At 52.0% G+C, this 16393-nt stretch carries 6 protein-coding genes; all 6 read right to left on the bottom strand.

The genetic code is table 11. The annotated features are described in order from the left end of the window. Positions 1-120: 120 nt before the first annotated feature. The gene (locus AC07OI_RS22480; RefSeq protein WP_495258760.1) at positions 121-543 is read right to left on the bottom strand and encodes a tetratricopeptide repeat protein; all 423 of its coding nucleotides are present in this window, start codon (positions 541-543) and stop codon (positions 121-123) included. 47 nt (positions 544-590) lie between these two features. Next, positions 591-5336, bottom strand: a complete 4746-nt coding sequence (locus tag AC07OI_RS22485; RefSeq protein ID WP_495258761.1) for a cellulose synthase subunit BcsC-related outer membrane protein — start codon at positions 5334-5336, stop codon at positions 591-593. A gap of 224 nt (positions 5337-5560) precedes the next feature. Beyond that, positions 5561-10096 (bottom strand): cellulose synthase subunit BcsC-related outer membrane protein, encoded by a 4536-nt coding sequence (locus AC07OI_RS22490; protein ID WP_495258762.1) that lies wholly within the window; start codon positions 10094-10096, stop codon positions 5561-5563. 157 nt (positions 10097-10253) lie between these two features. After that, entirely contained in the window at positions 10254-14798 is a 4545-nt protein-coding gene (gene bcsA / locus AC07OI_RS22495; RefSeq protein WP_492708797.1) for a UDP-forming cellulose synthase catalytic subunit, read from the bottom strand. Further along, the gene (gene bcsQ / locus AC07OI_RS22500; protein WP_495258763.1) at positions 14798-15565 is read right to left on the bottom strand and encodes a cellulose biosynthesis protein BcsQ; all 768 of its coding nucleotides are present in this window, start codon (positions 15563-15565) and stop codon (positions 14798-14800) included. Before bcsQ ends, bcsA begins: the two co-directional genes overlap by 1 nt. Further along, positions 15562-16371, bottom strand: a complete 810-nt coding sequence (bcsP, locus tag AC07OI_RS22505; protein ID WP_492708801.1) for a cellulose biosynthesis protein BcsP — start codon at positions 16369-16371, stop codon at positions 15562-15564. The genes bcsQ and bcsP overlap by 4 nt, the downstream gene beginning before the upstream one ends. Between the last annotated feature and the right edge of the window lie 22 nt (positions 16372-16393).

The raw sequence follows: 16393 nt of genomic DNA on the forward strand, positions 1-16393 counted from the left end.
TACTCGCCAAAACGAGTATTTCAAAACTATAGTGCCTCAGAATTCAGCAATTTGCAAGAATGTTCCCGAAATAAGCTTATTCATTTTTTGACGCTTATACGCACTTATACTCGTTCTTACTCATTTTTTCCACAATGGGGGTGGCTCTGGTGGAATATCGCCCTGATTTGGATAAGCACCAGGCACAGGGGCTTTTCTTTGCACGGCAGCCACTTGTGGCGTATTACGGTTCATCCAGTTACGCAATTCATTCAGGTTGGCAGCAATATCAGCACGATTTGGTGCCAGGCGGTTTGCTCTTTCCAGCAAATTCAGGGCTTTTTCATTGTCGCCTTGCGCAGCAAGAGCAACCGCCTGGTTATTCAAGGCGGAAGCATCAAATGGATTGATCTTGGCAGCCTCAGCAAATTTCTTGCTGGCTGCACTATTATTTCCTTCCGCGAGGAAGTTGCGCCCTTCTGCATTCGGGTCTTGCGCATGCGCATTTGTAAAGGTACTCAGTACCAGCAAACTGGTGCCAAGAATTTGAATAATTGATTTCATGACGTTCACGATTTCTTGCTTTCTAAAAATTCCTTAATTACCCTGACTCAGTTACCCTGGTAGTAAGCCTTGGGAGCAACAGGCGGGAATGTCACCGGGGGCTTGCGTGGCTCAAAGCTGTAACGCAGGTAAAGCGCTGCTGAGGTGTCGTTGAAATCCCCTGAGTTGTCTGCACTGATCTTGCCGCCCAGGAATAGGTGTGGCGTCAGCTGGTATTCTGCTGCTCCTCCCACTTTAAACGCAAACGCTGTCCTGGTCTGGCCAGGGTAGCTGGTCTGGATGTTGATGGTGGGATTGGCTGCGGCAAATTGTTCGAGCTCGGCCTGGTCTGCCGCTGAATTCGGATAATACAAAGCCGACAATTCGCGGAAGTGTTGTACACCGAGCGAGGTGGCGAGCTGGTAGGAGAATTTGCCTTTGCGTCCTGCTATTTCCAGCGGAATACCAAGTGCTACATAGGATTTGGGGCTGAAGTAGCCGCCATGCCCATAAGTGAAGTAGCGCAGGTTTTTGTTGTAGAAGAAGGAGGTGAGTCCTAGCCCTGTGGTAAAACTGAAATCGTTGGTTTTGTAGGCGCGCCAGTAGGCACCGACACCGACTTCTGCTTCGGTATTCTTGGCGACGTTTTTACCTGTGAGTCCGTAATAGCCTAAGGTAGCATAGACGCCACCATCTTCGCCATCGTAGGAGGTGTCGATCTTGACGCCGGTACGGGTGATGCCACCCCAGGTGAGTCCGTAGAGGCTGTCTTTGGCACCGGCATAGGAGAGGTAGCTGTCGGTGACGGAGCGTCTGGCGATTTCTATGCCTAAGCTGGCTCCATCATCGCTGCCACTCCAGCGCAAGCCACCAACAACATTCTGGACGGGGAAACCTATGGGGCTGGAGCCTATGTCTGCCCTGACACCGGCAATTTCGTAGCTGAGGTTGAGGGCGACGCCTTTGGCTTCTTCGTCGAGTGTGGCGACGTTGGACAGACCTTGCTGGCGGGCGATGGTGGTGAACGGGACTTTGCCGTATCTGGCGCGCTCTACCACGATGGCATTGCGGCCAAACTGGCCTGAAATAGCGGGATCATTCAGATACAGGGTTCCTGCATCCACGACAACGGGGATGATTTTGAGACCAAACTGGCCCAGACCAAGGGTGTTGATGCGGGCTTCTATCGGGATTTCTATATCTGTCAACGCGGACAGGCCTTTTTCTCCGCTGCGCGTCCTGGTCGCCACTTCTACTGATACTTCTGTGCGCTTGAGTTCGTTGATGGCGTCTATTTCTTTCAGCAAGGCCGCTTCTTCTGCGCTCACATTTGCGGCCTTGACTGGCCTCGCTTTATTCGACGCTATATTAGCTGGTGCAGCAGAATAAGTAGTGCTGCTTCCAGTCGCAGCGTATTGCTGCGGCACTGGCACGGGTGCGGCTGAATAACTGGCTTTGGGTGGTACATAAGGTGTCACCAATACTGGTACATTAGCAGCGCTGCCGGCTTCATAATTATTTTTGGGTACAGCCTGATTTTGCAATGGATTAGCTTGTACTGGTGTAGCTTGTGTCAACGGGCTGCGAGTCAGGTTCGCTGGTGGAATCTGATATACAGTAGCAGCTCCTGTCGCACTACTGACATTACCGCTGGAACCGCCCTGCACTGCCGCAGGCACTGCATTGCCTGCATAAGCTTGTTGAGGCAAAGGTGCAGGTGCGGACGCTCTATTATTAAATGCGCTGGCAGGGAGTTGCGGAATACTCGCCATAGCTGCTGGCGCAACTGCCACCGGATTCGTTACACGTGTTTGCGCAGCCGCCATGGTTGTGGCTGGCAATTGCGGTATCACGTACTGCGGTGAAGGCTGTATTGGTTGAGGTGCCTGCGCGTATTGTGGTTGTGAGTATTGCGGTTGTGCATACTGCGGCTGCATGTATTGTGGCTGCGCAGTCTGCAATGGCACACCTACCGGAGCAAAAATGGCGCTCCTGGAATTAGGAGTCACCGCCTGCGGTGCGGGTGATGCATAGGATGCGACAGCTGTTTGTGTTCTGCCACTGCGGTCAGCAAAGGGATTGACGCTGAACTCATTGACTGGCTGCGCCTGTGCGACCAGTCGTATGCCATTCGCCCCCATATCAGTACCTGGCCTTTGTGCCTGTTCCAGCGCCAATGCCTGTCTGAAATACTCCAAAGCTTTACCGGTATTGCCACGCGCACGCGCCAGGTTACCGGCCAAAGAAATAAATCTTGGATTGCCCGGTTGTAATTGCATCAGCGTTGCCAGGTGCTGCTCGGCGGTGTCAAAATCCTTGACCTGTATGGCGGCATACACCAGGCCTTGCAAGACTTCAGGATTATCTGGTTCCGACTGCAAGACGCGTTGATATAAATCCTTGGCAGAATCGGTATCCCCTGATGACGAATAGATGCGTGCCAAAGCCAGCAATAATAAATTGTCTTCAGGGTCAGCCATCAACATGGGCTGGATAAAATTAAAGGCGCTGGCATAGTCACCTGCTTCACGTGCGCGCTCGGAATAACGCATGGAGACTATGCGTTGCAAGTCTTTGTAATCAGTAACTTCTTCTGCCGTCAACTTGGACATATCAGCAACCTTGCGCATGACGGCCAGCACTTCTGCTTCCTGATTTGCCCGCAACAAGGCCATGCCATATTGCAGCAACAAGCCCGCCTGAGGATTAGGTGTGCTTTCTACTGCACGCTTGACCAATGCCAAACCATGCGCAGGATCCCCTACCTTCATGTGAAAGGCAGCAATAATGCCGACGAATTCTGCATTATTGCCCGCTGTATTTTCTATGATGCCCAGCAGTTCGCGTGCTCTTGCAGTATCACCGCGATTGACAAACACATTCAGCCTATCCACCTGTACCCTGGTCCAGAGACGCTTTTGCAGCTCGAACATTTCCGGTTTTCTGGCAGCGGCAGGCAAGCGTTCCAGCGTCATCAGGCCTTCCCACCATAATTGCTGCATGGCGCTCAGCAAGGCGCTGGCATACAGGGCTTCGGCCTGGGGATTTTCTACATTGGCAATCGCATCCATCAGGGCGCGTGCGGCACCAGGAGCATTCTGACCCAGATAAATTTTTGCCAAAGCCATACGCAACCAGGGGTTGTCAGGCGTCATCAATACTGCATCCTCCAGATTGGCCTGGGCAGTGGCGATATCACCCGCTGCTTCAGCCGCCTTGGCTTTGTCCCATAACTGTGTCGCCTTCAACTCAGACAGCACGGTCATCTGGCGTGGCGACATATAGGCGCTCAATTCTTCCAGATCCTTGATACGTTTTTGCAAAGCCAGAAGACCGATCAGGCTATCGAGTGCTCCCAGGTTTTTTTTATCGTCGCGCAATACCAAGCGGAAATTTGCTTCGGCACCAGCCACATCATTTTCTGCCAGCAAGGCATCACCCAGTTGCAATATGCCGACCGCCTCCTTGGGATCCATTTCCACAGCCTTGCGCAGCAAAGCGATGCCTTTGCTGCTATTGCTGTCTTCAAATGCAGTGCGCGCGTCGGCAATCAAGCCCCAGTAATTGGCACGGTCGAAGGCTGGTTTCCATTGTTCCTTACGATTTGCCGGAGACAACTCCACCGCTTTTTGCAAGAGCGTGCGCGACTCGACAAATTCATCCTGGCGCATTTTTACCAGTCCCATGCCACCGTAACCGGCAGAGTCTCTGGGATGCGATTTGATCAAGGCCTGAAAAGCCGCTTCTGCTGTTTTCAGATCATTATCGTCAAGTGCCTTGAACGCAGCAATGCGTGCTTTTTCAGGTGCCTCACTCCCTGATTTTGCCTGTGTCTCTCCCTTATTGCTGTTTTTTGATTCTGCCTTGGATTCCGGCCTGGATTCGGCCTTGGCAACAACTTCCGGTTTCGGTGCAGCTTCTATTTTTTGTTTGCTTTCGGCTGCGGCCTGGACTGCCGTACTTTGCTTGGCCGCCGCCATGACCTTGGCGGGATTGGATTTTTCTTCCGGCACTATTGGTGCTGCCGGATGACTTAAACTTGCAAGACGCTCGCTGATGACCTGGTCATTCGGGAATTTATCGAGATAACGACGGAAGTGTTTGGCGTTTTCATTCTTTACGCCCATCCAGCTCAAGGCCTGGCGCCAGGAGTCACTGGCTTGCTTGCCCACATCGGCTTTGACCGTCAGTTGCTCCAGTGCGGCCATTCCTTCAATGCGCGTTGGCTCACGGTAAGTCAGTACCTGGGCATAAGCCAGTGCATAGCGGGTATTGCCAGGATTTTCTTTCAATAGTTTTTCCAGGCCACGTTTGGCATCGGGATAGCCAGCTTTGGTACCTGCCAATACCTGGAAATATTCAAATGCAGCGTCCCCTTTGAGTTTGGATGGGTCACCCATTTGCTTGTAGGCTTCCACTGCGCTGTCAGAATCACCCTGCTTTGCCAGCTTGCGCGCTTCTTCCAGTTGCCCGCCGCTACCACTGCCACCCTGCAAGACAACATTTTCTGCCGTGCGCAGTTGCGTAATAGTGGCTTGCGAGCCCCGCAGTTTGGAATAATAGGATTTTGCCTGTGCTGTATTACCGGCTTTGGCTTCAAATAAAACCAGTGCCAGCAAGGCATCTACATTGGATGGTTCTATTTTTAATACTTTGCGCCAGGCATCTGCCGCATTTTCATCCTTGCCACGTTGCGCCCAGAATTGCGCCTGTTCTTTCAATTGTTGCGTCAAAGGGGAATTAGCGAGTGCCGCCCCGCTTTCCAGATATGCCGTCAAAAGCGCCAGTACCAGCGCTTTCTTCTTAAAAGTCATTCATGTCCCCTTTTCACTTCTTGGCTGGTGAGCATATTGTCTAATAATGTCTTATAAACAAACCACTCACTTCACCAGCATTTTGAAGTAAGCGAAGCCAAATAGGAAGTGTATGTGTGGCAGGAATTGTAAATCTATTGTAAATCCAATAAAAAAACCGCTCAATCCTGCAGGATTTGAACGGTTTTTTTTGCATTGCCGACTTTAAGCCTGGTTACCCTGACTCAGTTACCCTGGTAGTAAGCCTTGGGAGCAACAGGCGGGAATGTCACCGGGGGCTTGCGTGGCTCAAAGCTGTAACGCAGGTAAAGCGCTGCTGAGGTGTCGTTGAAATCCCCTGAGTTGTCTGCACTGATCTTGCCGCCCAGGAATAGGTGTGGCGTCAGCTGGTATTCTGCTGCTCCTCCCACTTTAAACGCAAACGCTGTCCTGGTCTGGCCAGGGTAGCTGGTCTGGATGTTGATGGTGGGATTGGCTGCGGCAAATTGTTCGAGCTCGGCCTGGTCTGCCGCTGAATTCGGATAATACAAAGCCGACAATTCGCGGAAGTGTTGTACACCGAGCGAGGTGGCGAGCTGGTAGGAGAATTTGCCTTTGCGTCCTGCTATTTCCAGCGGAATACCAAGTGCTACATAGGATTTGGGGCTGAAGTAGCCGCCATGCCCATAAGTGAAGTAGCGCAGGTTTTTGTTGTAGAAGAAGGAGGTGAGTCCTAGCCCTGTGGTAAAACTGAAATCGTTGGTTTTGTAGGCGCGCCAGTAGGCACCGACACCGACTTCTGCTTCGGTATTCTTGGCGACGTTTTTACCTGTGAGTCCGTAATAGCCTAAGGTAGCATAGACGCCACCATCTTCGCCATCGTAGGAGGTGTCGATCTTGACGCCGGTACGGGTGATGCCACCCCAGGTGAGTCCGTAGAGGCTGTCTTTGGCACCGGCATAGGAGAGGTAGCTGTCGGTGACGGAGCGTCTGGCGATTTCTATGCCTAAGCTGGCTCCATCATCGCTGCCACTCCAGCGCAAGCCACCAACAACATTCTGGACGGGGAAACCTATGGGGCTGGAGCCTATGTCTGCCCTGACACCGGCAATTTCGTAGCTGAGGTTGAGGGCGACGCCTTTGGCTTCTTCGTCGAGTGTGGCGACGTTGGACAGACCTTGCTGGCGGGCGATGGTGGTGAACGGGACTTTGCCGTATCTGGCGCGCTCTACCACGATGGCATTGCGGCCAAACTGGCCTGAAATAGCGGGATCATTCAGATACAGGGTTCCTGCATCCACGACAACGGGGATGATTTTGAGACCAAACTGGCCCAGACCAAGGGTGTTGATGCGGGCTTCTATCGGGATTTCTATATCTGTCAACGCGGACAGGCCTTTTTCTCCGCTGCGCGTCCTGGTCGCCACTTCTACTGATACTTCTGTGCGCTTGAGTTCGTTGATGGCGTCTATTTCTTTCAGCAAGGCCGCTTCTTCTGCGCTCACATTTGCGGCCTTGACTGACCTCGCTTTGCTATTACTTACCGCATATTGCTGAGGCACCGGCACGGGCGCCGCGTAGCTGGCTTTGGGCGGTACATATGGCGTAGCTGGGGTGTATTGTGCCAGCATGGTTTGCCCTTCAGGATAAGGGCTTTGCATGGTCGCGCCATTGCTGTATGTATCTGGCCTGCCACGGTTTGGCTCTGGTGGTGCACCCACCGCCGTTGGCATCTTGGGCTGTAAAGGATTTGCAGGTGGCGGTGTCGAACCCGCTGGCGTGCTGGCCGGGGCAGGCTGAATTTTGGGGGCAACGGGCAGACTTGGAATAGCCTTGGGCACCGCACTACCGGGCGTTACATTATTAAGTGGTGCTGCGCCTGATGCAGGTGGTGCTGTCAGTGGTTTGCCGACAGGTGCAAATATGCCACCGGTAAAATTACTGGCTGGTGCCTCCTTCAGGACTGGCCCTGGCGTTGTACTTGGTGCTACCGTTTTTAACTGGGGTTGTTGTCCCTGTACCGGCCCTTGTCCCTGAGCTGCGCCACCAGCTTTGCGGTCCGCAAAAGGATTCACCTTGAAATCGTTTACCGTACTGGCTGGTGCAGTATCCACCAGACGCAAACCATTCGGGCCTGAGCCGACCACAGTTTTTTGTGCCTGTTCGAGTGCCAGCGCTTTTTTGAAATAATTGAGGGCGCGGCTATTATTTCCCTGTGCCCTGGCGACATTGCCTGCCAGTGCCAGGTAACGCGGATTATCAGGTTCCTGGCGCAGCAATACACTCAAGTATTTTTCTGCATTGTTGAGATCACGTGCTTCCATTGCGGCATAGACCAGGCCTTGCAAGACTTCAGGGTTTTCTGGATCGCTTTGCAATACCTTGACATACAATTCCCGCGCTGACGCGCTATCGCCTGACGCCGTATAAATACGGGCCAGCGTCAGCAGCAGCATCTCGTCATCAGGCGTGGCAATCAGCATGGGCTGTATGTAAGCATAGGCCGTTGCATAATCGCCTGCTTCACGCGCACGCTCGGCATAGCGCATGGCCAATACCCTTTGCAGTTGGGTGAAGGCGGTAATTTCTGCCTCTTGCAGATTGGGCATGGCGGCTACCCGGCGCATGACGGCTTCGAGCTCACCTTCCTGGTTTGCCTGCATCAGGGTGCCAGCATATTGCAAGAGCAAACCTGCCGCCGGTTTGGGCGTATTTTGCACAGCCTCGCGCAACATGGCGTAACCACGTTCCTTGTTGCCCAACTGTATATACAGATTCGCCATGGTGCCGGTGAATTCCATATCGTTGCCGGCGACCTGTTCTACCTGTGTCAATATGTCACTCGCCAAGCTGGTATTGCCGCGCCTGGCCAGCAAGGTGATGCGGTCTATCTGTACTCTGATCCACAGGCGTTTTTGCAGATCCACCATTTCCTTCTTACGCGAAGCTGTGGGTACTCTTTCCAGCGTATTCAAGGCTTCCCACCAGAGTTGCTGCATTTCACTGAGCAAGGCACTGACATAGAGTGCTTCTGGATCCGCTGCCTCAACATTGGTCATGGCCTCTATCAGGGCTCTTGCCTGGCCTGGCATATCACGCTTCAGATAAATTCTGGCCAACGCCATGCGCAGCCAGGCATTGTCAGGCTTGATCATGATGGCATCTTCCAGCATTTTTTGTGCTGTGTTGATGTCACCTGCAGCCTCAGCAGCTTTGGCCTTATTCCACAAATCTTCTGACTTCAGGTTGGCGATGATGGCCAGATGACGCGGCAACATGATGCTGCTCAGCGCTTCCAGATCAGTAATGCGTTTTTGCAAAACCAATACGCCAATCACACCATCCAGCGCGCGAATATTGGTTTTATCTGCATCAAGCACGCGGCGGTAATTTTCCTCTGCACCTTTTAAATCGTTCTCTGCCTGCAAGGCATCAGCGAGTTGCAGAATACCGGCAGGTTCCTTGCTATTCAGGGCGATGGCCTTGCGCAGGAAATCAATGCCCTTGGTGCTGTCACCGTCTTCAAAGGCATTCCTGGCTTCTGCCACGGTTGCCCAGTAGCTGGCATCGTCAGAGGCTTGCTTCCATTGGTCCTTGGACTGTGCAGGTGAATACTCAACCGCCTTATGTAAAAAGCCACGCGCCTCTATGAATTCTTCCTGACGCATCTTGACCAGTCCCATGCCGCCATAGCCTATGGGATTTTTGGGATAGTTTTTGATCAGGCCCTGGAACTCGGTTTCTGCAGCCTCAATGTCATTGTCTTCCAGCGCCTTGAAACCGGCGATGCGGCTTTTCTCTATAGGATTTTCTGTGACCGGCTTGGGTTTTGGAGCGGCTTTCTCAGCCTTCTCAGCCTTCTCAGTCTTATCGCTCTTCTCAACCTTCACAGGTTTGTCGGTCTTCTCAACCTTCACAGGCTTGTCTGCGAGTTTTATCTCTGCTGGCTTTGCAATTTGTGCAGTTTGCACTACTGGTGGCGTGACTGCCGCAGGTTTGCTCAAACCTGCCATCCTGTCCCGGATGAGCTGGTCATCCGGATGTTTTTCGAGGTAATGGTTGAAGTATTTGGCATTTTCCGGCTTCATGCCCATCCAACTCAGTGACTGACGCCAGGATTCTGTCGCTTGTTTGCCGACATCGGGCCTGCTGCTCAGACCTTCGAGCAAGGCCATGCCCTCTACCCTGCTGGGCTCACGGTAAGTCAGTACCTGGGCATAGGCGAGTGCATACTTGCTGTTGCCTGGATTTTCCTTGCTAAGCTTTTCCAATCCCTTGCGGGCTTCGGCATGGCCATTCTTGGTGCCGCCCAATACCTGAAAATATTCGAACGCGGCGTCGCCTTTGAGTTTGGATGGGTCACCTATCTGTTTGTAGGCATCAACGGCTGCCTCAGTATCGCCTTGCCTGGCAAGCATGCGGGCATTTTCCAGCTGACCTGCACCACCATTGCTACCCTGGCGCAATGCCTGTTCAACGTTACGTATTTGGGCTGAACTTGCCTGCGTACCACGCAGGCGCGAAAAATAGGTTTTGGCCTGCTCAGGATTACCTGCCTTGGCTTCGAGTATGGACAATGCCATCAAGGCATCGATATTATTGGCATCAACCTTCAGCAACTTGCGCCAGATATCTGCCGCATTGTCATCGCGACCACGTTGTTGCCAGAATTGCGCCTGTTCTTTCAATTGCTGTGTCAAAGCTGATTGCGCGAACGCAGTTTCGCTCTCAAAAAAAACCGTCAAAAGCGCAAATACTATCGCTTTCTTCTTGAAGACCATTTACTTCCCCTAATGATCGCTTTTTTCTGTGAGTCAGCTTCTTTATCGTCACCTCAGAAAATCAGCACTGTGTCAGGTTTTAAATCAAGGAAATGGGCAGCGCTATCTACATATTTTACTCTTCAGATAGCACGCTGCCCCTCTCAATCCATTTCAATTATTTCTTTTTATCTTCCAGCGCCAGGCGGGATGCCGCCTTTTTACGCAAGAAACGGAACAGCATGGTCGCAGCAATCAGCGAGGCCAGCATCAGGAAAATAATCATGATGAAAGGCTGGGTAGACAAATGCCATTTGAGCCATGTCCACCAAGGCAAGCTACCGGAATAATAGGTTTCACCTATCTGTGCATTGGCGATACGGTCGCCCTTGATAAGCACCAGATCACCCTGGAATTTGCTACGCAAATCAGCCTTGTTCAAACCCGTCGTCAGGTCAGCCAGACTGGTCGAGTCGCCAGAGGTCATGACAATCACGCTATGGCCGCTGGACAAAGGTGATTCAAACTGCATCATGGCACCAAAGGCATTACCAGTCTTGGCCAGCATTTCACCTGCGTGGCGTTCCATGGTGTCGAGATCACGGCCAGCCCAGCGTGTAACGAGACGCAGGAAACCTGTAGGCAGTTGCAGGCGGTTGCCGTTTTCATCCATGCTCATGGGCATGTATTTTGACCATTGCTTGAGCAAAGGCAGGTTGCCGCTGGTACCAATCAGCAGGAAATCTTTATCGCTATGTTTTTCAACATCAGCACCACGGATCAGACTGCTATTAAGTACTGGGTAACCGGTGGACTCACCCATACGGCCCATGACATTCAGGAACAATTCCATCTCTTGTGTATTTGGCCTGTCCGGCATGACGATGGCGGTTTGCGCCAGATCTGCCATACGGGTGAACGGGAAACCGGCATTTGCCATATACGCCAGATTAGGCATCGCTGCATAGTGCGGCATATTCGAGAAATCGATGGTTGAATCCGGGTCTATCGCAGAGCGCACATTGTCCAGGTAGACATCTTTACACGCGCCTTGTTTTGGGTAATCGTAAAAGAAGTGGAACTGCAACTGGTTTTCTGCACCGATGCGGAAAGTCGGCACCTGGATTTCATCCTGGGCATAACGCTGACCATCCTTGAAGAACAGCATGACCGATTCCTTGATCTTGCCTTTTTCTACTTGGGTACCAGACAAAGGCAGGGAGCGCACGAATTCATCATTGATACCGATGTTCAGCGTTGATTTGTCTACCGTAGGACGTGGTGTGAAGCGATAACGGAGATCGATAGGCACACCTTCTTTTTGCCAGGTGAACAAGTCAGGTGCAACGCGCAGGTTGACGCGGATCAGGTCAGGGGTCAAGCCATTGACTTTCAGGGCTGGTGGCGCAGCCAGCTCACCAAATTTGACTGGCCTGTCGGTAGGCAGCCACTTTGGCGCATCATAAGCTTTGCGTGGGTCGATTTCTTTAAGGTTCTTGATCAGGGCAGACTCACCAGACATGGCCATCTGGCCCATGGTCAGCGCCTGCACGGCAATCTTGAGTTCATTGACGTCACGTCCCAGCACCAGCAACAATTTGGCCTTAGGATTGGCCGGGTTAGCCATGATAGCCAGGGTTGGCCCTGCAATCGCTGGCAAGGTCACACCTGCCGGTGCTTCGTTGGCAGTGGCAAACAAGACAGCATTACCACGTGGCAGTGTATTCGCTTCAATAGGAAAACGCGCACCACGGTAAGAAGACAGATGACCAAACCAGGAGGCAACCACACCAGCATTGCGCAAGACTTCCAGTGATGGTGTGGCTGGCAGGATGAAAGGCAGTTCCAGCAATTTGTTGTCGCGCCTGTCAAAGAATGGTGCCGGCAACATGCCCAGGTCATTCGCCAGGGTCAGAGGGGAAACTGTCAATTCCAGATTGGTCGTGTGGCTGAGCTTGGCCCACAGGCTGGAGTGATAAGGGTCTTCACAATCCCTGGTGTAATGGCCGATGAGCTTGAAGCTGAGTTGGTTGAAGTCAGCAAAAAAACGTGGATCGATGACATCTTCACGCACGATGCCTTTGGAGGTTTCTTTAGGTAGGGCTACGACGCTGACCAGTTCATTATTGACCAGCACCTGTATATGGGACAGGTCAGGCAATAATGCCGGTGAATAGGCAATGCCATATTTGACCTTGGCAGCAGTGATCACTTCGTCGCTGCGTACTGTGAAGGGGAAGGAGCGCTCCCCTTCCGTACCGCGCAGTTCAACGCTGGAGCTGACGCCTATCATGTCCTTCAGGCTGATGTTATAAGTCTTTTGACCACCGATCACCGAAGTCGGCTGCAAGTCTTCCAAAGCCACTTTTTCAGTTGCGACAGCCTGTGCACTGGCAGAGGCGCTGGCATGCTTGGATTTGGCCATCACGTCATCATGATGTACTACACTCGTCAGGCCGCAAAGGATGGCCAGGGCCGTGCTACTGCCTTTACGCGATAATTTTGCCCGAACATTTGTCACTATGGTTTTCACGATGGACGCCTCATTTATTTTATTCATATGCCCTGTTCTTTCCGCTACGTATTGCCTGATACTGGTACCAAACCTGCTGAAGCCGCGCATGCTGTGGTATGCGATTTCTTTCAAACCATTCAGTGGGTGGTCGATATCCCTGTCATTTGACCAGCTGAGCCAGACGTCGGCTCGGCCTATGGTGCAATTGATCAAATCCATTTCTTGCTGCAAATCGAGCGGCATGAATTGCACGCTGAGCAGATTATCCTTGAAGAACACGGTCTTGGCCGGGAATACTGATTCACCGTTGGTGCCGTACAGGGAGACCATCAAGTCTTCTTCCTTGTGCATCTGAAAACCTTCAGGTACGCGGAAAGACATGCCACCCATGGAAAAATCCTCAGTACGGCAGACTATAGAATGTCCATTATTCAAACGCAGGGTGGCATTCAATACTGCCCTGACCCTGTGGGTACGCCTGACCTGCTTGGACTCCGTGGCCACAGCCAGTGTTGCACCTAGGATGACCAGGTTATAAATCGTCCACAGCATATTGAGGATAACGGTATCCATCTCGTAGGTATTCCACCACACTGCCCGGCCTATGCCGACAAAGAAACCCAATATATTCATGCCCAACATGATCAGATAGGGCTTGGAGATAGACCAGTCAAAATGCTCTTGCTCAACCAGACCACCTTTGGCAGTCACGTTGAACTTACCCAGTTTGGGGTTGATCAGCGCCACCAGCGTGGGGCGGAAGATATACCAGGCCAGCGTTGCCTCATACACCTCGGCCCAGAAAGAATGCCGGTGCGCACCCTGTATGCGGGAGTTGGTCAGATTGGCATGCAGGAGATGCGGCAAGGAATATGCCGCAATCGACAGGGCCGAGGCCTTGATGATATGCACTTCAAAGAACAGGTACGACAACGGCGCCAGCAAAAACACCATGCGCGGCAAGCCATAAAAGAAATGGAGCATGGCATTGCTATAACAAAGCCGCTGGCCAAAACTGAGCCCCTTGCCAAGCAAGGGATTATCAGTACGGAAAATCTGCGCCATACCACGAGCCCAGCGTATACGCTGACCGACGTGGGCAGACAAACTTTCGGTCGCCAAACCTGCAGCCTGTGGCAGCGCCAGATAGGCGGTGTTGTAGCCAAGACGCTGCATTTTCAACGCAGTGTGGGCATCTTCAGTCACGGTTTCAACCGCAATGCCACCAACTTCTTCTAGGTAGGTGCGGCGCAGAATGGCGCAGGAACCACAGAAGAAAGTCGCATTCCACAAATCATTACCATCCTGTATCAGGCCGTAAAACAGCTCGCCTTCATTCGGCACATTGCGGAAGGTTTGCAAATTGCGCTCAAACGGGTCTGGCGACAGGAAATGATGGGGGGTCTGTACCATGGCCAGCTTGGGATCAACCAGAAACCAGCCCATCGTATATTGCAAAAACGAGCGCGTCGGCATGTGATCGCAATCGAAGATGGCGACGAAATCGCCCGTAGTGCGCTTCAGTGCAGCATTGATATTACCGGCCTTCGCATGATTATTATCGGCACGGGTAAAACACTGGACACCCACAGATTTTGCAAATTCGGCAAAAGCAGGACGGCGTCCATCATCCAGGATAATGATATTGAGCTTGTCTTTGGGCCAGTCTATGCCCATCGCCGCCAGCACAGTAGGCTTGACCACACTCAGGTCTTCGTTATAGCTGGGGATGAACAGATCGATGGTAGGCCAGGTCGATGTGTCTGGTGGCATCATTACAGGCTTGCGCTTTAATGGCCAGGCGGTTTGCAAATAGCCCAACAGCAGCACCAGCCAGGCATACACCTCAGCCATGATCAGTACCAGCGCAAAAAACAGGTCGATCAGATTGTCTGTGCCTATGGTGTATGTGATACGCCAATAGATATAGCGACTGGTAGCACTGATGGAAAACATCACCATCACCAGTGAAATCAACGTACCGGTATACCGGCGCAGATACAGCGCAGTACTGAAAATGATGATGGAAAACAGTGTTTGCAGCGGCAAATCCAGCGGGATGCTGATACTGGTCCAGTACAAAAAAATTGCCACCATCAAAGCCAGAAAGCGTGGCGTCTTGCGCTCCCAGCCTGGCCAGTTGACCATGGCACGCCCCAGGTCGTTGAGGCGACCGTAGAGATATCGGGAGTTAAGTATCGAGCGCATTAGTCAACCAATCTGAAATTCGTTTGCAGCCAGGCCGTCAGCTCTTGCATATCATGGGTGGCAGAACAATGCTGGGAGTAATATGACACCGGCGTCTGGCAAGCCAGTGCTTCACTGACTGCTTCATCTTTATGAATGGTGACCGGTATAAAGCGTTTACCCAGACTGCTGCGCAACATGCCAAAAACATCGCGGCTCAATTGTTTTGCTGCATCCATCTGATTCAACAAGTAGCAATAACCCAGAAATTCCTTGCGGTCGGCACAGTAATATTCAATCAGTGATTCTATGGATGGAATCGTTGAATAAGAAGCTGCATCCGGCTTTAACACCACCAGCGCATAATTGGCAGCATGCAGTACCTGTTGTAAATAAATACTGGGGCCAGGTGGCGTGTCGATCAGGACTACACTGTTTTCTGCCAGTTTCAGAGAAGCAAGCCGTTTTGCCAGCCACTTGGGATTGGCCTTGATTTCTTGCTCAAAAACTGCGCGCTGAGCTTCATCCACACTGCCATAAGGCAGAAAATCAACACCATAAGCGCTTTCAAACAAAACATCTGTCCAGCCACTGTCCATCGTTTCTTGCTGCGCAATACCGCTGGCATCATCATGTGCCATACCAAAATGCAATCTGAGTGCATTTTGTGGGTCCAGGTCCAGTATGGTGATACGAGGACCAAGACGGGCCAGGGATGTCGCCAGATTGGCGGTGACGGTAGTTTTACCTACCCCACCCTTGGGAGAAATGACGGCAACTACCCTCATGGTTTAAATATTTTTTTAAAAAATGAATTGGTACCTGTATCGGCTGGCTTGGCTTCTTCCTGCTTGCCAGCCAGACGACCAAAGACTGCGCTGACAGGCTGGTCTTTGGCGGCGGATTTGGTCTTCACGCTTTGATTACGTGACTCTTCAACATGCTCATGTGCTTGTTTCACCGGCATCGCGTGCGCTGCAGGTATGTTATGTATGAAGGTAGCTGCAGGAGCGACGCTCACAGGTTTGCGTACACTGGAAATCGGAGCAATACCGGGCGCAACATGCGCTGGCGCTTCAACTTCACGGGCCGGTGCAGGTACTGATGCTGCTTGTGCCCTGCTGGAAAACAAGCCACTGCTCACAGATTCTTTTTGATTCGCCGCACTTTGCTTTGATGCTGCGGGCAAAATTCTTGATAAAAATGGTGATGCTGCTTCTGCCGCAGGCTCTTGCTCTTCGGCTGCAGTTTTTTGCATCAACATTTGCTTTAAGGGCAATTGTGAATTGTGCTTGATATTTGCGTGAACCTCAGGTGCAGCTTGTACGGGGCTGGCTTTGACTGCCGCTGATCTGCTCGTTGCAGTTTTCGCAGCAGCGGGGCGAAATGGACTGTCATTCAACTGCACTGGCGCAGCTTGTTCCTCTTCACGATGTTGTACACGGACAGGAGCTGGCCCCGCATGCAGATGCACGTCGCGCAACAAGGGCCAGCGTTGTCTCGCCAGTTCGCTATCTGCATCACGATTAATTTCGCGATAAGCATCTGTCGATTGTCCAAATTTCTGAAAAAGATTTTTTACGTCATCATCCATAATGTCCACCAGCTCCGGTTAC

The organism is Undibacterium sp. GW821-FHT07F11 (assembly GCF_059418665.1).